19 protein-coding genes, 1 tRNA gene and 2 pseudogenes are annotated in these 25,062 nt (G+C 53.8%); 13 read left to right on the top strand and 9 right to left on the bottom strand.

The window, feature by feature from the left end:
* Nucleotides 1-52: 52 nt before the first annotated feature.
* From potG to rlmC, 5 genes are read left to right on the top strand one after another with little or no spacing between them, the layout of a single operon-like run.
* Complete coding sequence (potG, locus tag HV334_RS15910) at nucleotides 53-1,186, top strand: putrescine ABC transporter ATP-binding subunit PotG (protein WP_016152415.1); 1,134 nt, start codon at nucleotides 53-55, stop codon at nucleotides 1,184-1,186.
* 9 nt (nucleotides 1,187-1,195) lie between these two features.
* On the top strand, nucleotides 1,196-2,149 hold the full coding sequence (potH, locus tag HV334_RS15905) for a putrescine ABC transporter permease PotH (protein WP_016152416.1): 954 nt from the start codon (nucleotides 1,196-1,198) through the stop codon (nucleotides 2,147-2,149).
* Nucleotides 2,146-2,991: a putrescine ABC transporter permease PotI gene (potI, locus tag HV334_RS15900; protein WP_016152417.1), complete on the top strand. Its 846-nt coding sequence runs from the start codon at nucleotides 2,146-2,148 to the stop codon at nucleotides 2,989-2,991. Before potH ends, potI begins: the two co-directional genes overlap by 4 nt.
* A gap of 59 nt (nucleotides 2,992-3,050) precedes the next feature.
* Complete coding sequence (locus HV334_RS15895; protein WP_016152418.1) at nucleotides 3,051-3,539, top strand: YbjO family protein; 489 nt, start codon at nucleotides 3,051-3,053, stop codon at nucleotides 3,537-3,539.
* 41 nt (nucleotides 3,540-3,580) lie between these two features.
* Nucleotides 3,581-4,708, top strand: a complete 1,128-nt coding sequence (gene rlmC / locus HV334_RS15890) for a 23S rRNA (uracil(747)-C(5))-methyltransferase RlmC (protein ID WP_181220612.1) — start codon at nucleotides 3,581-3,583, stop codon at nucleotides 4,706-4,708.
* An 88-nt stretch (nucleotides 4,709-4,796) separates the two neighbouring features.
* On the opposite strand, the gene HV334_RS15885 is transcribed toward rlmC, so the two are convergent.
* The 3 genes and pseudogenes from HV334_RS15885 to HV334_RS15875 form a co-directional block, all read right to left on the bottom strand.
* Nucleotides 4,797-4,884: transfer RNA gene (locus HV334_RS15885), tRNA-Ser, on the bottom strand.
* A 149-nt stretch (nucleotides 4,885-5,033) separates the two neighbouring features.
* Nucleotides 5,034-5,573: pseudogene (locus HV334_RS15880) on the bottom strand (isochorismatase family protein); the annotation flags it as partial.
* The gene (locus tag HV334_RS15875) at nucleotides 5,560-6,414 is read right to left on the bottom strand and encodes a pirin family protein (protein ID WP_181220611.1); all 855 of its coding nucleotides are present in this window, start codon (nucleotides 6,412-6,414) and stop codon (nucleotides 5,560-5,562) included. The gene HV334_RS15875 and the pseudogene HV334_RS15880, both read right to left, overlap by 14 nt.
* Nucleotides 6,415-6,522: 108 nt before the next feature.
* Between HV334_RS15875 and HV334_RS15870 the strand changes: the two genes are divergently transcribed.
* Nucleotides 6,523-7,434 (top strand): LysR family transcriptional regulator, encoded by a 912-nt coding sequence (locus HV334_RS15870; protein ID WP_181220610.1) that lies wholly within the window; start codon nucleotides 6,523-6,525, stop codon nucleotides 7,432-7,434.
* A gap of 79 nt (nucleotides 7,435-7,513) precedes the next feature.
* Here HV334_RS15870 and infA read toward each other — a convergent pair whose 3' ends face one another.
* The 6 genes and pseudogenes from infA to trxB all read right to left on the bottom strand — a co-directional run bounded on the left by infA (nucleotide 7,514) and on the right by trxB (nucleotide 13,338).
* Nucleotides 7,514-7,732 (bottom strand): translation initiation factor IF-1, encoded by a 219-nt coding sequence (gene infA / locus HV334_RS15865; RefSeq protein ID WP_002211347.1) that lies wholly within the window; start codon nucleotides 7,730-7,732, stop codon nucleotides 7,514-7,516.
* A pseudogene (locus HV334_RS15860) lies at nucleotides 7,660-8,017 on the bottom strand (hypothetical protein). Before HV334_RS15860 ends, infA begins: the two are co-directional and overlap by 73 nt.
* Complete coding sequence (aat, locus tag HV334_RS15855) at nucleotides 8,018-8,722, bottom strand: leucyl/phenylalanyl-tRNA--protein transferase (RefSeq protein WP_016152424.1); 705 nt, start codon at nucleotides 8,720-8,722, stop codon at nucleotides 8,018-8,020. It abuts the pseudogene before it with no gap.
* A gap of 44 nt (nucleotides 8,723-8,766) precedes the next feature.
* Entirely contained in the window at nucleotides 8,767-10,488 is a 1,722-nt protein-coding gene (cydC, locus tag HV334_RS15850) for a cysteine/glutathione ABC transporter ATP-binding protein/permease CydC (protein WP_181220609.1), read from the bottom strand.
* Nucleotides 10,489-12,255 (bottom strand): cysteine/glutathione ABC transporter permease/ATP-binding protein CydD, encoded by a 1,767-nt coding sequence (gene cydD / locus HV334_RS15845; protein WP_181220608.1) that lies wholly within the window; start codon nucleotides 12,253-12,255, stop codon nucleotides 10,489-10,491.
* Between the two features lie 114 nt (nucleotides 12,256-12,369).
* A complete protein-coding gene (trxB, locus tag HV334_RS15840) occupies nucleotides 12,370-13,338 on the bottom strand; it encodes a thioredoxin-disulfide reductase (protein WP_181220607.1) in 969 nt (322 codons plus the stop codon).
* Between the two features lie 547 nt (nucleotides 13,339-13,885).
* On the opposite strand from trxB, the gene lrp reads away from it, so the two are divergent.
* The 7 genes from lrp (at nucleotide 13,886) to HV334_RS15805 (ending at nucleotide 25,062) form a co-directional block, all read left to right on the top strand.
* The gene (gene lrp / locus HV334_RS15835; RefSeq protein ID WP_002439523.1) at nucleotides 13,886-14,380 is read left to right on the top strand and encodes a leucine-responsive transcriptional regulator Lrp; all 495 of its coding nucleotides are present in this window, start codon (nucleotides 13,886-13,888) and stop codon (nucleotides 14,378-14,380) included.
* A gap of 134 nt (nucleotides 14,381-14,514) precedes the next feature.
* Nucleotides 14,515-18,459, top strand: a complete 3,945-nt coding sequence (gene ftsK, locus HV334_RS15830; protein ID WP_181220606.1) for a DNA translocase FtsK — start codon at nucleotides 14,515-14,517, stop codon at nucleotides 18,457-18,459.
* A 111-nt stretch (nucleotides 18,460-18,570) separates the two neighbouring features.
* A complete protein-coding gene (lolA, locus tag HV334_RS15825) occupies nucleotides 18,571-19,182 on the top strand; it encodes an outer membrane lipoprotein chaperone LolA (RefSeq protein ID WP_003831898.1) in 612 nt (203 codons plus the stop codon).
* A 10-nt stretch (nucleotides 19,183-19,192) separates the two neighbouring features.
* Nucleotides 19,193-20,536 carry a replication-associated recombination protein RarA gene (rarA, locus tag HV334_RS15820; protein ID WP_181220605.1) on the top strand — a complete coding sequence of 448 codons (1,344 nt, stop codon included), beginning with the start codon at nucleotides 19,193-19,195 and terminating at the stop codon, nucleotides 20,534-20,536.
* Between the two features lie 92 nt (nucleotides 20,537-20,628).
* Nucleotides 20,629-21,921 carry a serine--tRNA ligase gene (serS, locus tag HV334_RS15815; RefSeq protein WP_049043013.1) on the top strand — a complete coding sequence of 431 codons (1,293 nt, stop codon included), beginning with the start codon at nucleotides 20,629-20,631 and terminating at the stop codon, nucleotides 21,919-21,921.
* A gap of 68 nt (nucleotides 21,922-21,989) precedes the next feature.
* Nucleotides 21,990-24,434, top strand: coding sequence for a dimethylsulfoxide reductase subunit A (dmsA, locus tag HV334_RS15810; protein ID WP_181220604.1), 2,445 nt, complete (start codon nucleotides 21,990-21,992; stop codon nucleotides 24,432-24,434).
* Nucleotides 24,435-24,444: 10 nt separating this feature from the next.
* On the top strand, nucleotides 24,445-25,062 hold the full coding sequence (locus HV334_RS15805) for a DMSO/selenate family reductase complex B subunit (RefSeq protein ID WP_003035741.1): 618 nt from the start codon (nucleotides 24,445-24,447) through the stop codon (nucleotides 25,060-25,062).

The raw sequence follows: 25,062 nt of genomic DNA, 5'->3' as shown, positions 1-25,062 counted from the left end.
CCGTGGTGCGTTATTTGCACCGTTTCTTTGTTTTATGCCGGAGAGCGCCTAATTGAATGATGCAACCCCACGCCCACAAGCGAAAATCCGCAAGGCGCTGACCCCGCTGCTTGAAATTCGCAACCTGACCAAGTCCTTTGACGGTCAGCACGCCGTTGATGACGTCAATCTTACTATCTACAAAGGTGAAATATTTGCTCTGCTCGGGGCGTCCGGCTGCGGTAAATCGACCCTGTTGCGGATGCTGGCGGGATTTGAACAGCCAACAACCGGGCAAATTATGCTTGATGGCGTCGATTTAGCGCATGTCCCGCCTTATCTGCGTCCGATTAATATGATGTTTCAGTCCTATGCACTGTTTCCGCACATGACGGTAGAGCAGAACATTGCCTTTGGTCTCAAGCAGGACAAGCTGCCAAAGGCTGAAATCGCCAGCCGGGTGAGTGAGATGCTAGGACTCGTGCATATGCAGGAGTTCGCCAAACGTAAGCCGCATCAGCTTTCTGGCGGTCAGCGTCAGCGCGTGGCGTTGGCGCGTAGCCTGGCGAAACGCCCGAAGCTGCTGCTGCTGGATGAGCCGATGGGGGCGCTGGATAAAAAGCTCCGTGACCGCATGCAACTGGAAGTGGTGGATATCCTTGAACGTGTCGGCGTGACCTGCGTGATGGTGACGCACGATCAGGAAGAAGCCATGACGATGGCGGGCCGCATTGCGATCATGAACCGTGGCAAATTTGTCCAGATCGGCGAGCCTGAAGAGATCTACGAGCATCCGACTACGCGTTACAGTGCAGAATTTATCGGTTCGGTTAATGTCTTTGAAGGACTGCTGAAAGAGCGTCAGGAAGATGGTCTGGTTATTGAGTCTCCAGGACTGGTACATCCGCTGAAAGTGGACGCAGACGCTTCCGTTGTCGATAACGTCCCGGTGTATGTTGCGCTGCGCCCGGAAAAAATCATGCTCTGCGAAGCCCCTCCGCCAGAGGGATATAACTTCGCGGTAGGCGAAGTGGTGCACATTGCCTATCTGGGTGATTTGTCAGTGTACCACGTACGCTTGAAAAGTGGCCAGATGCTGAGCGCTCAGTTACAAAATGAACATCGTTATCGCAAGGGATTACCAACCTGGGGTGACGAAGTCCGTTTATGTTGGGATGCGGACAGCTGTGTGGTGTTGACGGTTTAAGGAGCGAAGATGAGTACACTTGAACCTCCGGCGCGCGTGGATAACGTGGGGCGTTTCACGCTGTTTATGTCGCGGCTGCAAATGAAGCACGGGCGCAAGCTGGTCATCGCGCTGCCGTATGTGTGGCTGATGCTCCTGTTTCTGCTGCCGTTTCTGATCGTCTTCAAAATCAGTTTGGCTGAAATGGCGCGGGCTATTCCGCCGTATACCGACCTCATTTCATGGGCTGACGATCAGTTATCCATCACCCTCAATTTAGGCAATTTCCTGCAACTGACGGACGATCCGCTCTATTTTGATGCGTATCTGCAATCTTTGCAGGTAGCGGGGATTTCGACTGTCTGTTGCCTGCTGTTGGGATATCCGCTGGCATGGGCGGTCGCGCACAGCAAACCCTCGACACGCAATATTCTGTTGCTGCTGGTGATCCTGCCGTCCTGGACGTCATTTTTGATTCGCGTATACGCCTGGATGGGGATCCTGAAAAATAACGGTGTCCTGAACAACGTTTTGATGTGGCTGGGCGTTATCGACCAACCGTTGACGATTCTGCACACCAATCTGGCAGTCTATATCGGTATTGTTTACGCCTATTTGCCCTTTATGGTGCTGCCGATTTATACCGCGCTGACGCGTATTGATTACTCGCTGGTGGAAGCGGCACTGGATTTAGGCGCCCGACCATTGAAAACCTTCTTTAGCGTGATCGTGCCGTTGACCAAGGGCGGGATTATCGCCGGGTCAATGCTGGTGTTTATCCCGGCGGTTGGAGAGTTTGTGATCCCGGAACTGCTGGGCGGCCCGGACAGCATCATGATTGGGCGCGTGCTTTGGCAGGAGTTTTTCAATAACCGAGACTGGCCGGTGGCTTCTGCCGTCGCCATTATTATGCTGCTGTTACTGATTGTGCCGATCATGTGGTTCCATAAATATCAGCAAAAAAGCGTGGGGGAACACGGATGAATAACTTACCGGTCGTTCGCTCGCCGTGGCGTATTTTTATCCTGGTACTGGGTTTTACCTTCCTGTACGCGCCGATGCTGATGTTGGTTATCTATTCGTTTAACAGCTCCAAGCTGGTGACGGTCTGGGCGGGGTGGTCAACGCGTTGGTATGGTGAGCTTTTCCACGATAGCGCGATGATAAGCGCCGTCGGCATGAGCTTAACGATTGCCGCCTGTGCTGCGACGATGGCGGCAATTCTCGGTACCATCGCCGCCGTGGTGATGGTGCGCTTTGGTCGTTTTCGTGGATCAAATGGTTTCGCCTTTATGATCACCGCACCGCTGGTGATGCCGGATGTCATTACCGGTTTGTCGCTGCTGCTGCTGTTTGTGGCTTTGGCGCACGCCATCGGCTGGCCAGCGGATCGCGGTATGTTGACCATCTGGCTGGCGCACGTCACATTCTGTACAGCGTACGTGGCGGTAGTGATTTCCTCGCGTTTACGCGAACTGGATCACTCCATTGAGGAAGCGGCGATGGATCTTGGTGCCACGCCGCTGAAGGTTTTTTTCGTCATCACGCTGCCGATGATTATGCCGGCGGTGATCTCAGGGTGGTTACTGGCCTTTACGCTGTCGCTCGATGACCTGGTCATTGCCAGTTTTGTCTCTGGTCCTGGCGCCACAACGTTACCCATGCTGGTGTTCTCCAGCGTACGTATGGGGGTCAATCCGGAGATCAACGCGCTGGCGACGTTGATACTTGGCGTAGTAGGAATTATCGGATTTATCGCGTGGTATCTGATGGCGCGAACAGAAAAACAACGGATTCGCGATATCCAACGTGCAAGACGCGGCTGAAAAAACTAAAATCTGCCAACCTGTCTATACGGCGCAGCTGCGGTGGCTGCGCCGTTTTCATGGAAGACGACGCGTTGGGATTTTTTAAGAAATCATCCACATCACATGCCCGTTTAAACGTCCCTACTTTAGTGCAGGTGGCGGCGCTGGCTATTATCATGATCCGCTGTCTCGATCTGTTGATGATTTTTAATACGCTCGGGTTTCGCGGAACCAGCGAGTTTATTCATCGCAGCGTCCAGACCTGGAATTTGACGCTGGTGTTTCTGGGTAGCCTGGTGCTGCTGTTTATCGAAATTTACTGCGCATTTTCGCTGGTTAAAGGTCGGAACTGGGCACGCTGGGTCTATCTACTGACCCAGATTATCGCCAGCGTCTATCTGTGGGCGGCCTCATTGGGCTATGGATATCCGGAACTGTTCAGTATTGCGGGAGAGTCCAGACGTGAAATCCTGCATACGCTGGTGATGCAAAAATTGCCGGATATGCTGGTGTTGCTACTGCTGTTTGTTCCTGCGTCCAGCAGGCGGTTCTTCCGCTTGCAATAACGTGTATAATCTTCGCCCCCTGTTAATTTGTAGGTTTTTGTATGCAGTGCGCACTTTATGACGCCGAACGCTGCCGCTCTTGTCAGTGGATAACGCAGCCTGTCGCCGATCAACTCTTCGCCAAAACAGCCGAACTGCAGAATCTGCTGGCCGCTTCTCCGGTCGGAGAATGGTGCGCGTCGGTCAGCGGCCCGGAGAGCGCTTTTCGTAATAAAGCCAAAATGGTGGTCAGCGGCAGCGTGGAAAAACCGCTGCTGGGGATGCTGCATCGTGACGGTACGCCGGAGGATTTGTGCGAGTGTCCGCTCTATCCTGAGTCTTTTGCGCCGGTGTTTGCCGCACTTAAACCGTTTATCGCCCGTGCGGGGTTGACGCCCTATAACGTGGCGCGCAAACGCGGGGAGCTGAAATATCTGCTGTTAACGGAAAGCCGGTTTGATGGCGGTATGATGCTGCGTTTTGTTCTGCGCTCCGATGCGAAACTGGCACAACTGAGTACGGCGCTGCCATGGTTACAGGCCCAGCTTCCGCAATTAAAAGTGATCACCGCCAATATTCAACCTGTGCATATGGCGATTATGGAAGGGGAGAGCGAAATCTTCCTGACGGAACAACAGGCGCTGGCTGAACGCTTTAACGATGTGCCATTGTGGATACGCCCACAGAGCTTCTTCCAGACCAACCCCGTGGTGGCTGGGCATTTATATGCCACGGCGCGCGACTGGGTGCGTCAGCTTCCGGTTAATCACATGTGGGATCTGTTTTGCGGCGTCGGGGGTTTTGGTTTGCACTGCGCCACGCCGCAGATGAAACTGACGGGTATTGAAATTGCGCCAGAGGCCATTACTTGCGCGAAACAGTCGGCGCAGGAGCTTGGTTTGAAGAATCTGCATTTTCAGGCGCTGGATTCAACCCAGTTTGCTACCGCGCAGGGAGAAGTGCCGGACCTGGTGCTGGTGAATCCGCCTCGTCGGGGGATTGGGAAGCCGCTGTGCGATTTTCTTTCCCGCATGGCGCCGCGTTTTATCGTTTACTCCAGCTGTAATGCACAAACCATGGCGAAGGATATCCGCGAGTTGCCTGGATATCGCATTGAACGCGTCCAACTTTTTGATATGTTCCCACATACCGCGCATTACGAAGTGTTAACACTGCTCAGCCGACAATAACCGACATGCCTGATGGCGCTACGTTTATCAGGCAAATGCAGCATGCGAAAAAAAAGCCCGTACTTGCGTACGAGCTCTTTCTTGAATATGGCGGTGAGGGGGGGATTCGAACCCCCGATACGTTGCCGTATACACACTTTCCAGGCGTGCTCCTTCAGCCACTCGGACACCTCACCATATTGTATTGCTGCCTGACCGCTTGGGGGGCAACGGGGCGCTACTATAGGGAGTTGCGCTAAAACGGTCAAGCAGAATTTACGTGTTAACTCTCGTTTGGTTACGCAATGTACATATTCCTCCGCCCGGACAGGCGCGGAGAATATGATTAGCGCTGCGAGTCCAGTTTTTCGCCGTTGGTCACGACTTCCTGGGCCTTGCTATAGCTCTCGATCAGCAACTGATAAGCCGGGAAGATTTTGGTATACACTTCCGCCCATTCAGCGGCGTCTTCACGGTTCCATGTCCCCTGAATTTCAGAAGCGACGGCGGCGGTATCCATCGGTATCACGCCAGCCTGAACAACACGTGCCAGGGTGATTTCCTGCGCCATTTTGCTGTAAGTACCGGAAGCGTCGATCACTGCGAAGACCTTGTAACCCTCAGCAACCGCGCTGATGGCTGGGAAAGCCATGCACACGCTGGTGATCGTACCGGCAATAATCAGCGTCTTACGACCCGTTGCTTTGACCGCTTTCACGAAGTCTTCGTTATCCCAGGCGTTGATTTCGCCTTTACGTGCTACGTATTGGGCATGTGGCGCATTGGCATGGATCTCTGGGATCAACGGGCCGTTAGGCCCCTGCGGTACCGATGCCGTGGTAATTACCGGCATCTTCGCCAGGGTTGCGATTTTAGCCAGCGCGGCCGGAGTTAAAATCGCGGACGGCTTCAGCGATTTCTTGTTTCGTATTCATCACAAACGGACCGTAACCTACAATCGGCTCGTTCAATGGTTCGCCAGACAGCAGCAGCACGCTGGCGTCGCTGGTGGCTTCAATGTGTAGCGTTTTCCCCTGCTGGCTTAGCACTACCAGTTGTGCTTCGCCGGCAGGCGTGGTGCCGTTTACGGTGATATTCCCTTTTAATACCACCAGAGCGGTGCTCCACCCTTCAGACTGGGACAACGTCAGCGGATGATTACGTTGCAGGCGCATATCCCAGACGTTCAGCGGTGAAAAGGTGTGTGCCGGGCCTTTCGTATCCTGATAGCTGCCCGCGATCACGCGAACGCTGCCTGCATCATCGGGCAAGGCGACGGTGGGAATAACATCGCTGCTGATGCCCTGATAACCCGGTACGGCCATTTTGTCTTTTGCCGGCAGATTGACCCACAGTTGCACCATTTCCAGTTCACCGCCCTGACGGGTAAATTCTGGGGAGTGGAACTCTTCGTGTAATATTCCTGCACCAGCGGTCATCCACTGCACATCGCCAGGGCCGATAATGCCGCCGCGACCGGTTGAATCACGGTGTTCAACTTCGCCGCTGTAAACGATAGTCACCGTCTCAAAACCGCGGTGAGGGTGTTCACCTACGCCGCGTTTTTCGTTACCCGGCGTGAACGTATGCGGACCCGCGTAATCAAGCAGCAGGAACGGGCTTAATTGCTCAGCATGAGACTGGTAAGAGAACATCGAGCGAACCGGAAATCCATCGCCAACCCAGTGTGGGCGAGGTGCGGTGTAGATGCCTGTTACTTGTTTCATATGTGTCTCCTCAGTGGCGTTGTTTTGATGTGAATAAGCTTATATTCATGACAGCGAGCTGAGTAGTAGCTAAAATAGCTCTCACTGTCTCAAAAATAGGACAATAAAATGGCAAGGCCGGATCTCAATGATTTTGCATGGTTTGTGCATGTTGTAGAGGAAGGGGGATTCGCGGCGGCGGGTCGGGCGCTTGATGAACCAAAATCAAAACTGAGCCGACGGATAGCGCAACTCGAAGAGAGGCTGGGGGTACGACTGATTCAGCGAACCACCCGGCAATTTAACGTGACTGAAGTCGGGCAAACCTTTTACGAACACTGTAAGGCGATGCTGGTGGAGGCGCAGGCGGCGCAGGATGCCATTGCCGCGTTACAGGTTGAACCGCGTGGCGTTGTGAAGCTGACTTGTCCTGTTACGTTGCTGCATGTGCATATCGGGCCAATGCTTGCCCGTTTTATGGCACGTTATCCTGACGTATCAGTACAACTGGAGGCCACGAACCGTCGTGTTGACGTCGTTGGAGAAGGTCTGGATGTGGCGATTCGCGTCAGACCTCGGCCATTTGAGGATAGCGACCTGGTGATGCGCGTCCTGGCGGACAGAGGGCATCGCTTGTATGCCAGCCCGCAGTTAATTGAGCAGATGGGGGCGCTACACTCTCCGGCAGAGCTGACCCGTTGGCCAGGTTTGAGTCTGGCCTCTGGTAAACATGTGCATCGTTGGGAGTTATTCGGCCCGCAGGGCGCGCGGGTGGAGGTGCATTTCACGCCGCGTATGATCACCACCGATATGCTGGCGTTACGCGAAGCCGCAGTCACCGGCGTAGGTGTTGTTCAACTTCCACAGTTGATGGTAAAAGATCAATTAGCTGCGGGTGAGTTGGTGGCGTTGCTCGACGGTTGGGAACCTAAGCGAGAAATTATTCACGCAGTATTTCCATCACGCAGGGGATTATTACCGTCAGTGCGCGCATTAGTGGATTTCTTAACGGAAGAATATGCGCGGATGATTGAGGATTAAATACCAGGCTTCAGCCCACAAAAAAGGCCGGTTAAACCGACCTTTTATTATCTGGACGCCATTCGGGCGTTAAAAACAATCAGCGACTACGGAAGACAATGCGGCCTTTGCTCAGGTCGTACGGGGTCAGCTCAACAGTCACTTTGTCGCCCGTCAGGATGCGGATATAGTTTTTACGCATTTTACCGGAGATGTGTGCAGTAACCACGTGACCGTTTTCTAACTCTACGCGGAACATGGTATTAGGTAACGTATCGAGAACGGTACCCTGCATTTCAATATTGTCTTCTTTGGCCATCTAATCCTCTGGGGTATCACTACCGTAATTTGAACCGGCAAGATAATGCCGAAGTTCTTTTAATAAGTAAAGATTTGTGCGTTTAAAACACAGCAAATCGGGTTTGGCGCATTACTCTATCCACACACGGCAAAGCCGCACTTAAAGCGCAACGTGTAAGGGAACGAGGAGATAAACGATAGGCGTTGCCTGACGCGAACTGTTCCTTAACGGCGGCGGGGTAATGGGCTAAACCAACTCTGCGCGACAATTATAACACCCCGACAAAAAATGTGCCGAAAACATTCACTCCTGAGGTGAAAATAACGTCCTGGGAATCCAGAAATGGCTCGGTAGCCGCTGCTGGCGCAGTCTGCTCAGGTGCTCAAGGTACTCCCGACGCGGTGTTTCGACGGCGCCCAGCGAGGCTGTGTGGCTATTTAATACCTGGCAGTCGATTAATTTTCCGCCCTGACGGATAAATTCAGCGCAAAAAACAAGCAGTGCGGTTTTGGACGCATTTTCCTGACGGCTGAACATCGATTCGCCACAAAACAGCGTACCTTGCGCCACGCCATACATACCGCCCACTAATTCATTTTGTCGCCACACCTCAATTGAGTGGGCATGCCCCAGTTCGTGCAGGCGATGGTAAGCATCCACCACATCATGCGTTATCCAGGTGCCTTCTTCCCGGTCATTCGCGCAGCCTTCAATCACCTGACCAAACGCGTAATTGAGCGTCACGCGATAAGGCGAATTTTTATGAAAGCGTTTCATGCTGCGGCTGAGGTGAAATTTCTCGGGCCAAAGAATGGCGCGCGGATCGGGCGACCACCAAAGGATGGGGTCGCCAGGTGAAAACCATGGGAAAATACCGCGCTGATAGGCCATCAGCAGGCGGGCAGGGCTGAGATCGCCGCCAAGCGCCAATAAACCGTTAGGCTCGCGTAAAGCGCCTTCCGGTGACGGGAAGGCTATGGAATGGCGGGACAGTTGCACCAGGCGCATGACAGCGAAACTCCACTACGCGAGTTTGATCGTTCAATAATAGCTTACAGACGTTGCTTAAACTGGTAATAACGCCCCTGCCTGGCTAACAGATCTGCGTGATTACCTTGCTCAATAATTTGTCCGTTGTCCATTACTATTATTTGATCAAAACGTGACAGCCCACGTAGACGATGTGTAACCATTAATACGGTTTTGTTGCGCATGACATCGCTAATTAATTCAAGCATTTGACTTTCCGTTGTGGCATCCAACCCTTCGGTGGGTTCATCCAGCAGCATCAGCGGAGCATCGTGCAATAAGGCGCGGGCGATAGCCAGACGACGGAGCTCGCCGCCAGAAAGCTGACGACCGCCTTCGCCCAGCCATGCGTTGAGTCCATCATCCTCAAGCAGTTTGTCCAGACCGACGCGGCACAACATCGCGGCTAATGCGTCATCGCCGGCGTGCGGTGCCGCCAGCAACAGGTTATCGCGAAGCGTAGCGCTGAACAGATGCACGCGTTGTGGCACGACGCTGATACTCTGGCGCAGCGTGGCTTCACTAAGGGTCGCAATTTGCTGTTCGTTAATCAGAATCTCGCCACTCTGCGGATCCCATGCGCGGGTTAGCAATTGCAATAATGTTGACTTACCACAGCCGGTGCGACCGAGAATCGCAATGTGTTCACCGGGGTTGGCCTGCAGGGAAAGTGTATCGAGCGCCTTTTGCGCCTGTCCTGGATAGCTGAATGATACATCGCGTAGCGTAAGGGTTACCTGCTCTGAAACCGAGGAACCCGCATCCGGGAAGGTCACTTCTGGCTGCTGTTCGGTAAGTTCGGTGATGCGCAGCGCAGAGGCAATAACCTGGCCGAGATGCTGAAATGCGCCGGTGACAGGCGCTAACGCTTCGAACGCGGCTAGTGCACAGAAGACAAACAGCGCGATCAGTGCGCCTGGCTGGGTGTTACCGCCCACGCCGCCTGAGGCCATCCATAGCATCATAATCACTGCCAGCGCGCCGACTAACAGCATGACCGCCTGCGACAACGCCGTTAATTCAGACTGGCGTCTCTGGGCTTCGTGCCATTGCAGCTCGGTGGCTTCCATTTGAGCGCGGTAGCGTTCACTGGCGCCAAAAATGGTCAATTCAGCCTGGCCCTGTAGCCAGGAGGTTAACTGCTGACGATATTGCCCACGCAGATGCGTCAGACTTTGTCCGGTGCTTTTGCCTGCCTGATAAAAGAGTGGGGGCAGAATAAATAAGGTTAGCAGCATAATACCGCCGAGGGTGATAGCCAGCGTGAAATCGAGAACGCTTAGCCCCAGCGTGACCACCATGATGACGACAAAAGCCCCTACCAGCGGGGAGATCACGCGCAAGTACAGATGATCGAGCGTGTCGACATCAGCCACCACGCGGTTAAGTAATTCACCCTGTCCATAACGGGACAGGCCCGCAGGGGAGAGCGGCAGCAGTTTGCTGAAGGTATAAATACGCAAATGCTGCAGCACACGGAATGTTGCGTCATGGCTGACCAGTCGTTCGAAATAACGCCCCGCGGTGCGGGTGATCGCTGCGCCGCGTACGCCTGCGGCAGGGAGCATATAGTTAAAGCTGTAAATTCCGGTGACGCCAACCACCGCAGAAGCCGACAGGAACCACCCTGAAAGCGTCAGCAAACCAATACTTGCCAGCAGCGTGACGATCGCCAGAACGATCCCCAGCGTTAACATCCATTTGTGACGTTTATACAGCGTCAGATAAGGTAGCAAAGCGCGCATTTAGATGTCCTCCTGACGATGAGCCAGTAATGTCGCAAAAGCCCCGTTGGCTGAGCTAAGTTCGGTCCAGGTACCTTGTTCAACGATCTGTCCGTCCTGCATCACCCAGATAGCGTCCCAGTCGGCAAGATCTTCCAACTGGTGCGTCACCATCAACGTGGTCTGGCGGTGAGATGCCGCGTTCAACGCCTGCATCACGCGTTGTTCGCTGTGCGCATCAAGGCTGGCGGCGGGTTCATCCAGCAGCAGTAACTGACAGGGATTGAGTAAGGCGCGAGCGACGGCAACGCGCTGCGCTTGCCCGACGGAAAGTCGGGCCGCCTGATCGCCGACTGGCGTATCCACGCCCTGCGGCAGCAGCGGTAAAAACTCGCTGACCCATGCGCTGTCGAGTGCGGCTTGTAGCTGTTCTTCGCTGGCATCGGGGCGAGCCAGCAGAACGTTTTCGCGTAACGTGGCGGCAGGAAGTTGCGGATTTTGCCCGACCCATGACAGTTGTTTACGCCAGGAATCAGGTGACAGGTCGCGAAGTTCAAAGCCGTTAATTCGCAGCGATCCCCGATAAGAGAGGAAACCGGACAGGACATTAAGCAGCGAACTTTTACCGGAACCGCTGCGTCCAACCAGCACTGCGCGATGACCGGCTGCCAGGGTAAAGTTGAGCGGGCCGGCCAGCACTTTACCTTCCGGCGAAGTGATAATCAGATCGTGTGCCTCAAGTGAAACGGCGTCTTTCGTCGCCAGCTCAATGTCGCCACGCTCTGGATGAGCCAGCGGGGTTTCCATGAAAGTTTTCAGACTATCAGCTGCACCAACGGCTTGCGCTTTGGCGTGATAAAACGTGCCCAGATCGCGCAGGGGCTGGAAAAACTCCGGCGCCAGAATGAGCGCGAGGAAGCCTGCTGCCAGCGTGACGCCCGTCCCGTAGTGGCCGAAATCGAGCTCTCCGAGGTAGGAAAAACCGAAGTAAACCGCCACCAGCGCAATAGACAGAGAGGTAAAGAACTCAAGGACACCGGATGACAGGAACGCCAGGCGCAGGACTTCCATGGTGCGCTGGCGGAAATCTTGCGACGCAGCGCGGATGCTTTCCGTTTCGGCTTCACCGCGACCAAATATTCTTAGCGTTTCCATGCCCCGCAGACGATCGAGGAAATGACCGCTGAGGCGGGCAAGAGCCTGAAAATTGCGGCGGTTAGCATCGGCAGCGCCCATTCCGACCATTGCCATAAATAACGGGATCAGCGGGGCTGTTCCGAGCAGAATAAGGGCGGCTACCCAGTTTGACGGGAATACCGCCGCCACAATCAATAATGGGACGCATACGGCCAGCGCCATTTGCGGCAGATAACGTGCATAGTAATCATGCATATCGTCAATCTGCTCCAGGATCAGCGTGGCCCAGCTCCCGGCCGGTTTGCCCTGTATCCAGGCCGGACCTGCCTGTTGCAGACGGTCAAGCACCTGGCGGCGAATTTCAAAGCGAATATGTTGCCCTGCGTGAAACCCGACCCGTTCGCGTAACCAGACGACCCATGCCCGCAGGATGAAAATCAATACCAGCACGATGAACGGAAGCAGTAGCGCCTCTCGGGGAATGTTGGCCATGATCATATGGTCCAGAATGCGGGCCATGAGCCAGGCCTGAGCGACGATTAACAGACCACTCACGAACCCCAACAGGCGTGAAATGTTCAGCCATCGTTGGGAAATTACACTTTGCTGTTTTAACCAGCGGGTCAGCTCTTTTTGACGGGTTTTATTCATTGCACGCTTAGCAGGTGAGTTATTGGAATTTTTGGGCAGGGCAATGTTACAACGAGGCAAAAATAAAGGCGACTTATAGTCGCCTTTTTTACTTTTGTTACTGATTTGTAAAACTTATTTGCAAGCGTCCGCCAGACCGTCGAGATAACGTTCTGCATCGAGTGCGGCCATACAGCCTGTGCCCGCAGAGGTGATCGCCTGGCGATAAATATGATCCATCACGTCACCGGCTGCGAAGACCCCCGGAATGCTGGTTTGTGTGGCATTACCGTGAATACCGGACTGAACTTTGATGTAGCCGTTTTCCAGTTCAAGCTGACCGTCGAAAATGGCGGTATTCGGGCTGTGACCGATAGCGACAAACAATCCGGCAACGTTAAATGACTCCACATTGTCAGTGTTTTGCGTATCGCGCAGGCGCAGCCCGGTTACGCCCATTTGATCACCGGTTACTTCTTCCAGCGTGCGGTGGGTGTGCAACACGATGTTGCCGTTTTCAACTTTATCCATTAAACGCTTGATGAGAATTTTCTCTGCGCGGAAACTGTCGCGACGGTGAATCAAATGCACTTCAGATGCGATATTCGCCAGATACAGCGCTTCTTCAACCGCAGTGTTGCCACCGCCAATCACCGCAACTTTTTGGTTACGGTAGAAGAAACCGTCGCAGGTTGCGCAGGCGGAAACGCCGCGGCCTTTGAATGCTTCTTCTGAAGGCAGGCCCAGGTAACGTGCTGAAGCGCCGGTAGCGATGATCAGTGCGTCACAGGTGTACTCTCCGCTATCGCCGGTCAGACGGAAAGGGCGGTTTTGCAGATCAACTTTGCTGATGTGATCAAAAATGATTTCTGTATCAAATTTGGTCGCATGTTCGTGCATACGCTCCATCAGCAGCGGGCCAGTGAGATCGTGCGGATCGCCAGGCCAGTTTTCCACTTCTGTTGTTGTGGTCAGTTGACCACCTTTTTCCATACCGGTAATCAGTACCGGTTGCAGGTTAGCGCGTGCAGCGTAGACCGCAGCGGTATATCCCGCAGGGCCTGAGCCCAGAATAAGAAGTTTACTGTGTTTGGTTGCGCCCATGAGATCCCCATAGTTGTTGGCAGGCAATGAGCAGGATTGTAGGGAATTTACAGGCGTAAAAAAAGAGTATGGCGATTTTGTTAACAATTTTTGTAATAGCAGAAACCGATGAGCGGGGGAATAAGTCGTAATACTATAACGATTTCTACTAAAAATCGGTCAGTTATAAGGTGATAAAATGACGATTTTCCATCACTGCGAATGAATAACTGGCATGTTGTACTAAAAATCGATGTTTTGCTTTGACAATCACCTGCTGTTTTGCGAAAACAGTCAAGGAAGAAAAAAAATGTGTCATGTATGTGCTGCATAATCATGCATGTAGATACCATGTTTACCGTGTTAGCGAAATCTACGCATGGTGTGGACAGATGCCATTCGTGATGTCGATAGCCGCCGACAGGCAACGGTCTTCTCACCATAAGCCCAGGCATTACAAACCGAAAATCCCTCTGGGTTGCGGTTTATTTTGATGGGTAGCGACTCTGAACAGTGATGTTGGTAGAGTCAGGCAGGAGTAGGGAAGGAATACAGAGAGACAATAATAATGGTAGATAGTAAGAAGCGCCCTGGCAAAGATCTCGACCGTATCGATCGTAACATTCTTAATGAGCTGCAAAAGGATGGGCGTATTTCTAACGTCGAGCTTTCTAAACGTGTGGGACTTTCACCAACGCCCTGCCTTGAGCGTGTGCGTCGGTTGGAAAGACAGGGTTTTATTCAGGGCTATACAGCGCTGTTAAACCCGCATTATCTGGATGCATCACTTCTGGTTTTTGTTGAGATTACTCTGAATCGTGGCGCCCCGGATGTGTTTGAGCAATTTAACTCTGCAGTACAAAAACTTGAAGAAATTCAAGAGTGTCATTTGGTTTCCGGTGATTTCGACTATTTGTTGAAAACACGCGTACCGGATATGTCGGCGTACCGTAAGCTGTTGGGGGAAACCCTGCTGCGTCTGCCTGGCGTGAATGACACACGTACTTATGTCGTAATGGAAGAAGTCAAACAGAGCAATCGTCTGGTAATTAAGACGCGCTAACACGGAACAGGTGCAAAATCGACGCAGTTTGATTACACTCCTGTTAATCCATACAGCAACAGTGCCGGGGCAACCCGGTGCTGTTGTCCGTTTTAGCATCGGGCAGGAAAAGCCTGAAACCTGGAGAGCCGTTTTTGAGCCAGGAATACACTGAAGACAAAGACGTCACATTGACGAAGTTAAGCAGCGGGCGCCGACTCCTGGAAGCGCTACTGATCCTTATTGCCCTTTTTGCCGTCTGGTTGATGGCTGCCTTACTCAGCTTTAACCCTTCGGATCCCAGTTGGTCGCAAACCGCGTGGCACGAACCTATCCATAATCTGGGGGGAATACCCGGAGCATGGCTGGCAGACACACTGTTCTTTATTTTTGGCGTCATGGCCTACACCATTCCCGTCATCATTGTCGGCGGCTGCTGGTTTGCATGGCGACACCAGGCCAGCGACGAATACGTCGATTATTTTGCCGTTTCGCTGCGTATTATTGGCGTTCTGGCGCTGATCCTTACCTCCTGCGGGCTTGCCGCAATCAATGCCGATGACATCTGGTATTTTGCCTCTGGCGGCGTGATCGGCAGCCTGCTCAGCACCACGTTGCAACCATTACTGCACAGTAGCGGCGGTACGCTGACGCTATTGTGCATTTGGGCTGCGGGATTAACGCTGTTTACCGGCTGGTCATGGGTGAGCATTGCGGAAAAACTGGGCGGCTGGTTACTCAATATCCTGACGTTTGCCAGCAACCGTACCCGTCGCGACGATACCTGGGTCGATGACGAAGAATATGAAGATGAAGATGAGTCTTTCGACACCGCTGATGGCAAACCTCATGAATCGCGTCGGGCGCGTATTCTGCGCGGTGCGTTAGCGCGCCGTAAGCGTCTGGCGGAGAAATTTACCAACCCGCTTGGCCGTCATACTGATGCCGCGCTATTTTCCGGCAAACGCATGGATGATGAAGACGAAATTGAATACAGCGCTCGTGGCGTTGTTGCCGATCCTAACGATGTGCTGTTCTCCGGTAATCGTGCGACGCTGCCTGAATATGACGAACTTGACCCACTGCTGAATGGTCATTCGGTGACAGAGCCAGTTGCCGCCGCAGCTGCAGCGACAACGGCAGCTCAGGCCTGGAGCGCACCGGTTGATCCGCTGCTGCAAACATCGCCAGTGACCAATACGGTTATGGAACAACCGGCCCCAGCCGTGGCCTGGCAAGCCGTGCCTGGTCCGCAAACCGGTGATGCGGTGATTGCGCCAGCGCCTGAGGGGTATCCTCAGCCAGCCCACTACGCACAGCCACCGGTGCAGCAGCAGTATGAACCATGGCAGCAGCCGGTTGTGGAAGAAAGTCCGCAGCCGCAGGGATTTACCGCGGAGCACAACTGGCAGCCTGAACCTGCATATCAGCCGGAGCCCGTGCAGCAACCTGTTTATCAGCCGGAATCAACCTTTCAACAAAACGCCGCGTTCCAGCAGCCTGCGGTTGAACAACCGCCTGTAGTGGAACCTGAGCCGGTGGTTGAAGAGGTTAAACCGACTCGTCCGCCACTCTACTATTTTGAAGAAGTTGAAGAGAAACGTGCACGTGAGCGCGAGCAACTGGCCGCCTGGTATCAGCCGATTCCAGAGCCTGCTCAGGAGCCTGAACGTGTTAAGCCGTCTATGCCGACGGCAGCATCCATACCGCCCGTTGAGTCAGTTGCTGCCGTTGCGCCGCTGGCCGCCGGGGTGAAAAACGCCGCTTTAGGGGCGGGTGCGGCTGCCGCAGCACCTGTCTTTAGTCTTGCGGGTAGCGGTGCACCGCGTCCACAGGTGAAAGAGGGGATTGGTCCGCAGTTACCGCGTCCGAATCGTGTGCGCGTACCTACTCGTCGGGAGCTGGCGTCGTATGGCATAAAACTGCCGTCACAACGTATGGCTGAAGAGAAAGCGCGCGAAGAGCATCTTGATATAGATGCGTACAGTGACGAAGAAATTGACGCAATGCAGCAAGATGAGCTGGCGCGTCAGTTCGCCCAGTCGCAGCAGCACCGCTATGGCGAGGAGTATCAGGATGATGCCAGTCAGACTGATGATGATTCAGCCGCAGAAGCGGAACTGGCCCGCCAGTTTGCCTCTTCCCAGCAGCAGCGCTATTCCGGTGAACAGCCTGCCGGAGCGAATCCGTTCTCGCTTGATGACTTTGAATTTTCGCCAATGAAAACGCTGGTGGATGATGGTCCGCATGAGCCGCTATTTACTCCAGGCGTAATGCCGGAGCCTGCGCCGCAGTACCAGCAGCCTGTCGCACCGCAGCAGCATTACCAGCAGCCAGCGCAGCCTGTCGCACCACAGCAGCATTTTCAGCAGCCGGCGCAGCCTGTCGCACCACAACAGCATTACCAGCAGCCAGCGCAGCCAGTCGCACCGCAGCAGCATTATCAGCAGCCAGCGCAGCCAGTCGCACCACAGCAGCATTATCAGCAGCCAGCGCAGCCAGTCGCACCGCAGCAGCATTATCAGCAGCCGGCGCAGCCTGTTACACCATCGCCGCAGGATAGTCTGATCCATCCGCTCCTGATGCGTAATGGCGACAGTCGTCCGGCGCACCGTCCAAGTACGCCGTTGCCATCGTTGGATCTGCTCACGCCGCCGCCGAGTGAGGTTGAGCCGATAGATACTTTCGCTCTGGAGCAAATGGCTCGTCTGGTGGAGGCTCGTCTGGCGGACTTCCGCATTAAAGCCGATGTGGTGAACTACTCTCCTGGTCCGGTTATTACTCGCTTTGAGCTTAATCTTGCTCCTGGAGTTAAAGCGGCGCGTATTTCCAACCTGTCGCGAGATCTGGCGCGTTCATTGTCGACCGCAGCGGTACGCGTGGTCGAGGTCATTCCGGGCAAACCGTATGTCGGGCTGGAGTTACCCAACAAAAAACGTCAAACCGTTTATCTGCGCGAAGTGTTGGATAACGCCAAATTCCGTGATAACTCATCTCCGCTGACCGTGGTACTGGGTAAAGATATTGCGGGCGAACCCGTGGTTGCCGATCTGGCGAAAATGCCGCACCTGCTGGTGGCAGGGACAACCGGTTCCGGTAAGTCGGTTGGGGTGAACGCCATGATCCTCAGCATGTTATACAAGGCGCAGCCGGAAGACGTTCGCTTTATCATGATTGACCCGAAAATGCTGGAACTGTCGGTTTATGAAGGCATTCCGCATTTGCTGACTGAAGTTGTGACCGACATGAAAGATGCTGCCAACGCCCTGCGCTGGAGCGTCAATGAAATGGAACGTCGCTACAAGCTGATGTCGGCGCTTGGCGTGCGTAACCTTGCCGGTTATAACGAAAAAATTGCTGAAGCCGCCCGTATGGGGCGTCCGATTCCGGACCCGTACTGGAAGCCGGGCGACAGTATGGATGTTCAGCATCCGGTGCTGGAAAAACTGCCGTATATCGTTGTACTGGTGGATGAATTCGCCGACCTGATGATGACCGTGGGTAAAAAGGTGGAAGAACTGATTGCTCGTCTGGCGCAAAAAGCGCGTGCGGCGGGGATCCACCTGGTGCTGGCGACCCAGCGACCGTCGGTTGACGTTATTACTGGTCTGATTAAAGCGAACATCCCAACGCGTATCGCCTTTACTGTGTCCAGTAAAATTGACTCGCGTACCATCCTTGACCAGGGCGGCGCGGAATCGCTGTTGGGTATGGGTGACATGCTGTATTCCGCACCAAACTCAACGATCCCAGTGCGTGTACACGGCGCCTTTGTACGTGATGAAGAAGTTCACGCTGTGGTTCAGGACTGGAAAGCGCGCGGTCGTCCACAATACGTTGACGGCATAACGTCTGACAGCGAAAGCGAAGGCGGCGGTGGCGGCTTTGATGGTGGCGAAGAGTTGGATCCGCTGTTCGATCAGGCGGTAAACTTTGTTACCCAGAAACGCAAAGCCTCAATCTCCGGCGTCCAGCGTCAGTTCCGTATCGGTTACAACCGAGCGGCGCGCATCATCGAACAGATGGAAGCGCAGGGAATTGTCAGCGAGCAAGGGCATAATGGTAATCGTGAAGTGCTGGCTCCGCCGCCCTTCGAATGATTGCAAAGTTAAGTAATTCAGTATTTTCTACTTTCCTCATGCTGATTTTTGGCCTGAAATGGATAGCAGAGGGATCTCCCCGTTGGGAGTGACGTATTTTGAGGAATAACGATGAAAAGAATCGCAATCACCTGTGCATTATTGTCGAGCTTTGTGGTGAGCAGCGTCTGGGCAGATGCTGCCAGCGACCTGAAAAGCCGCCTGGATAAAGTCAGTAGTTTCCATGCCAGCTTTACTCAGAAGGTCACGGACGGTAGCGGTGCGGCGGTGCAGGAAGGTCAGGGTGACTTATGGGTTAAACGTCCTAATCTGTTTAACTGGCATATGACGCAGCCTGACGAGAGCATCCTGGTTTCCGATGGTAAAACGCTGTGGTTCTTTAACCCGTTTGTTGAGCAGGCGACTGCGACATGGCTGAAAGACGCCACGGGCAACACGCCGTTCATGCTGATTGCACGTAACCAGGCCAGCGACTGGCAGCAGTACAATATTAAGCAAAATGGCGATGATTTCGTGCTGACGCCAAAAACCAGCAGCGGTAACCTTAAGCAGTTTACTATCAATGTTGGGCGTGACGGGACGATCCACCAGTTCAGCGCCGTTGAACAAGACGATCAGCGCAGCAGCTATCAGCTGAAATCTCAGCAGAATGGTGCGATTGAACCCTCTAAATTCACCTTTACCCCGCCGCAAGGTGTAACGGTTGACGATCAACGTAAGTAGAGGCGTGTGAGTGAGCAATCTGTCGCTCGACTTTTCTGATAATACTTTTCAGCCGCTGGCCGCGCGTATGCGGCCAGAAAATTTAGCGCAGTATATCGGCCAGCAGCATCTGCTGGCTGCGGGCAAACCCTTGCCGCGCGCTATCGAGGCCGGGCATCTGCACTCCATGATTTTATGGGGACCGCCGGGGACCGGGAAAACGACGCTTGCCGAAGTTATTGCCCGTTACGCTAACGCCGATGTCGAACGAATTTCGGCAGTTACGTCTGGCGTGAAAGAAATTCGTGAAGCGATTGAGCGTGCGCGTCAGAACCGTAACGCGGGGCGACGCACGATCCTGTTCGTGGACGAAGTTCACCGTTTTAATAAAAGCCAACAGGATGCGTTTTTACCGCATATTGAAGACGGTACCATTACGTTTATTGGCGCTACCACTGAAAACCCCTCGTTTGAGCTCAACTCGGCGCTGTTGTCGCGTGCACGCGTTTATTTACTGAAATCGTTAACTTCCGACGACATTGAACAGGTGCTGGACCAGGCGATGTCAGACAAAGCGCGTGGTTATGGCGGCCAGGATATTATTCTGCCGCCAGAAACGCGTCGGGCTATTGCCGAACTGGTTAATGGTGACGCGCGGCGGGCGCTGAATACGCTGGAAATGATGGCCGATATGGCCGAAGTTGATGATTCCGGCAAGCGCGTATTGAAACCAGAATTGCTCACCGAAATTGCCGGTGAACGTAGTGCGCGTTTCGATAATAAAGGCGATCGTTTTTACGATCTCATCTCCGCATTACACAAGTCGGTACGTGGAAGCGCCCCAGATGCGGCGCTTTATTGGTATGCGCGAATTATTACCGCTGGTGGCGATCCGCTGTATGTTGCCCGTCGCTGTCTGGCGATTGCCTCAGAAGATGTCGGCAATGCCGATCCCCGCGCCATGCAGGTGGCGATTTCCGCATGGGACTGTTTTACCCGCGTGGGACCCGCGGAAGGCGAACGCGCGATTGCTCAGGCGATTGTTTATCTAGCCTGTGCGCCGAAGAGTAATGCGGTTTACACCGCCTTTAAAGCCGCGTTGTCTGATGCCCGCGAACGTCCGGATTACGACGTGCCAGTTCACCTGCGCAATGCGCCGACTAAGCTGATGAAAGAGATGGGCTACGGTCAGGAGTATCGTTATGCCCATGATGAGCCTAATGCCTATGCCGCCGGAGAAGAGTACTTCCCGCAGGAAATGGCACAAACGCGCTATTATCGCCCCACAAACAGAGGTCTTGAAGGCAAGATTGGCGAAAAGCTCGCCTGGCTCGCCGGACAGGATCAAAATAGCCCTATAAAACGCTACCGTTAGTGTTATCGTTGCGGTAATGTTGTCTCTGTATCCCTGTGACCGCAGGCTGTGGTCACTTTCTCCTATTTTAATTCGATAAGCACAGGATAAGCATGCTCGATCCCAATCTGCTGCGTAATGAGCCAGACGCAGTCGCAGAAAAACTGGCAAGCCGGGGCTTTAAGCTGGATGTAGATAAGCTGCGCGCTCTTGAAGAGCGTCGTAAAGTTCTGCAGGTACAAACTGAAAACCTGCAGGCAGAGCGTAACTCGCGATCGAAATCCATCGGCCAGGCAAAAGCGCGCGGGGAAGATATCGAGTCTTTACGTCTGGAAGTGAACAAACTGGGCGAAGAGCTGGATGCCGCGAAAGCTGAACTTGATACCTTACAGGCCGAGATCCGCGACATTGCGCTGACTATTCCTAACCTGCCAGCGGACGACGTTCCGGTGGGTAAAGATGAAAATGACAACGTCGAAGTCAGCCGCTGGGGTACTCCGCGTGAGTTTGATTTCGAAGTGCGCGATCACGTTACCCTGGGTGAAATGCACACGGGTCTTGATTTCGCCGCGGCGGTTAAGCTGACCGGCTCTCGTTTTGTTGTTATGAAAGGGCAGATTGCGCGTATGCACCGTGCGCTGTCTCAGTTCATGCTGGATCTGCATACTGAGCAGCATGGCTATAGCGAAAACTACGTCCCGTATCTGGTTAACCATGACACGCTGTACGGTACAGGCCAACTGCCGAAATTCGCTGGCGATCTGTTCCATACCCGTCCGCTGGATGAAGAAGCTGACAGCAGCAACTATGCGCTGATCCCAACAGCAGAAGTTCCGCTGACCAACCTGGTGCGCGACGAAATCATCGATGAAGATGCGCTGCCGATCAAAATGACTGCGCATACGCCGTGCTTCCGTTCTGAAGCAGGTTCTTACGGTCGTGACACGCGTGGTCTGATCCGTATGCACCAGTTCGATAAAGTTGAGATGGTGCAGATTGTTCGCCCGGAAGAGTCGATGGACGCGCTGGAAGAGATGACCGGCCATGCCGAGAAGGTCCTGCAACTGCTGGGTCTGCCGTATCGCAAAATCATCCTGTGCACTGGCGACATGGGCTTCGGCGCATGCAAAACTTATGATCTTGAAGTGTGGATCCCGGCGCAGAACACCTATCGCGAAATCTCCTCTTGCTCCAACGTGTGGGATTTCCAGGCTCGTCGTATGCAGGCGCGTTGCCGCAGCAAATCCGACAAAAAGACCCGTTTAGTGCATACTCTGAACGGTTCCGGTCTGGCGGTTGGGCGTACGCTGGTTGCGGTAATGGAAAACTATCAGCAGGCTGATGGCCGCATTCAGGTTCCGGAAGTATTACGTCCGTACATGAATGGCCTCGAATTCATCGGCTAAGCTACCTTTCTCTGCTAAAAAAGCGCCTCAGGGCGCTTTTTTTATTGTGAGCAGCAGAGTGAGCCACTATGAAAACTAAGATCCCCGATGCCGTGCTGGCAGCTGAGGTTACTCGCCGCGGTTTGGTGAAAACGACGGCGATAGGCGGACTGGCGGTGGCCAGTAGCGCGTTTACCCTGCCATTTACCCGTATTGCAAATGCTGCAGAAGCCCTTAATCCGACACCGATTAATGAGAAAGTGATCTGGAGCGCGTGTACAGTGAACTGCGGCAGCCGCTGCCCGCTGCGTATGCATGTGGTCGACGGTGAAATAAAGTATGTCGAAACCGACAACACCGGCGATGACAACTATGACGGTCTGCACCAGGTACGCGCCTGTCTGCGTGGTCGATCCATGCGTCGCCGAGTCTATAATCCCGATCGTCTGAAATACCCGATGAAACGCGTTGGTAAGCGTGGCGAAGGAAAATTTGAGCGCATCAGTTGGGATGAAGCCTACGACATCATTGCCAGCAATATGCAGCGTCTTATCAAAGACTACGGCAATGAGTCTATCTACCTGAACTACGGTACCGGTACGCTGGGTGGCACTATGACGCGCTCGTGGCCGCCGGGTAAAACGCTGGTGGCACGGTTGATGAACTGCTGCGGCGGCTATCTTAATCACTACGGTGACTACTCTTCAGCGCAAATCGCTGCCGGGTTGAACTATACCTACGGCGGCTGGGCTGACGGTAACAGCCCGTCCGACATTGAAAACAGCAAGCTGGTGGTTCTGTTCGGTAATAACCCTGGTGAAACCCGTATGAGCGGGGGTGGGGTAACCTATTACCTTGAACAGGCGCGACAGAAATCCAATGCCCGCATGATCATTATCGATCCCCGTTATACGGATACCGGTGCGGGGCGTGAAGATGAATGGATCCCGATCCGTCCTGGTACTGATGCGGCGCTGGTCAATGGTCTGGCGTATGTCCTGATCACCGAAAACATGGTTGACCAACCGTTCCTCGACAAATACTGCGTGGGTTACGACGAGAAAACCTTACCGGCCGACGCACCGAAGAACGGTCACTATAAGGCGTATATTCTTGGGCAGGGTAAGGATGGCATTGCCAAGACCCCGGAGTGGGCGGCGCAGATTACCGGTATTCCCGCTGAACGTATCGTCAAACTGGCGCGTGAAATAGGTAGCGCTAAACCGGCATACATCAGCCAGGGGTGGGGGCCGCAGCGTCATGCTAACGGTGAAATAGCGACCCGCGCCATTTCTATGCTCGCTATCCTGACCGGTAACGTTGGGATCAACGGCGGCAACAGCGGGGCACGTGAGGGCTCATACAGTTTGCCGTTTGAGCGTATGCCAACGCTGGAAAACCCAGTTGAAACCAGCATCTCGATGTTCATGTGGACGGACGCGATTGAGCGAGGCCCGGAGATGACGGCCCTGCGTGACGGCGTACGCGGCAAAGACAAGCTCGATGTTCCTATTAAGATGATCTGGAACTATGCCGGTAACTGTCTGATTAACCAACACTCTGATATTAACCGCACGCATGAAATCCTCCAGGACGAGAAGAAGTGCGAGATGATCGTCGTCATCGACTGTCATATGACTTCCTCGGCGAAATACGCGGACATTTTGCTGCCGGACTGTACCGCCTCTGAGCAGATGGATTTCGCGTTGGATGCCTCATGCGGGAACATGTCCTATGTGATTTTCACCGATCAGGCGATCAAACCACGCTTCGAATGCAAGACTATCTACCAGATGACCAGCGAGCTGGCGAAGCGCCTTGGCGTTGAGCAGCAGTTTACAGAAGGTCGTACTCAGGAAGAGTGGATGCGCCATCTGTATGAGCAGTCGCGCAAAGCGATTCCTGAACTGCCTACGTTTGAAGAATTCCGTCAGCAAGGGATCTTTAAACAGCGCGATCCGCAAGGACATCATGTGGCGTACAGGGCATTCCGTGAGGATCCTAAAGCCAATCCGCTGACCACGCCGTCAGGTAAGATCGAAATTTATTCGCAGCAGCTTGCCGAGATCGCGGCAAGCTGGGAACTGCCGGAAGGTGATGTAATCGATCCGCTACCGATTTATACCCCAGGCTTTGAAAGCTTAAACGATCCGCTTGTGGAGAAATTCCCTTTGCAGCTGACCGGCTTCCACTATAAGTCTCGCGTTCACTCGACCTATGGCAACGTCGATGTCCTGAAAGCATCCTGCCGCCAGGAAATGTGGATCAACCCGATGGATGCGCAGCGACGCGGTATTAACAACGGCGACAAGGTACGTATCTTTAACGATCGTGGTGAAGTGCATATTGAGGCGAAAGTGACGCCACGTATGATGCCCGGCGTGGTGGCATTGGGCGAAGGGGCCTGGTATGACCCGGATGCAAAACGCGTGGATCAGGGCGGTTGCATTAACGTCCTGACGACCCAGCGTCCGTCTCCTCTCGCAAAGGGGAATCCGTCACACACGAACCTTGTTCAGGTTGAAAAGGCGTAAGGAGTAACCGATGACAACCCAGTATGGATTTTTTATTGATTCCAGCCGTTGCACCGGTTGCAAAACCTGCGAACTGGCCTGCAAAGATTTCAAAAATTTAACCCCGGAAGTCAGCTTCCGCCGCATTTATGAATACGCAGGCGGCGACTGGCAGGAGGACAACGGCGTCTGGCATCAGAACGTCTTTGCTTATTACCTCTCCATTGCGTGTAACCACTGTGAAGATCCAGCCTGTACCAAGGTTTGTCCGAGCGGTGCGATGCACAAACGTGAAGATGGTTTTGTCGTTGTCGACGAAGATGTTTGCATTGGCTGCCGGTATTGCCACATGGCCTGTCCTTACGGCGCGCCACAGTACAATGCTGAAAAAGGGCATATGACTAAATGTGATGGCTGCCATGAGCGCGTCGCTGAAGGCAAGAAACCTATCTGCGTGGAGTCCTGCCCACTGCGTGCGCTGGATTTTGGTCCGATTGAAGAGCTGCGCAAAAAACACGGTACTTTGGCTGCGGTAGCGCCACTGCCGGGCGCGCACTTTACCAAACCAAGTATTGTCATCAAACCTAACGCCAATAGCCGCCCGACCGGGGATACTACAGGTTATCTGGCCAATCCGAAGGAGGTGTAA

The organism is Citrobacter sp. RHBSTW-00944 (assembly GCF_013615435.1).
Lineage (GTDB): Bacteria > Pseudomonadota > Gammaproteobacteria > Enterobacterales > Enterobacteriaceae > Citrobacter > Citrobacter braakii.
The sequence above is the reverse complement of the archived record's forward strand: the minus strand, read 5'-3'. Positions and strand labels throughout refer to the sequence as shown.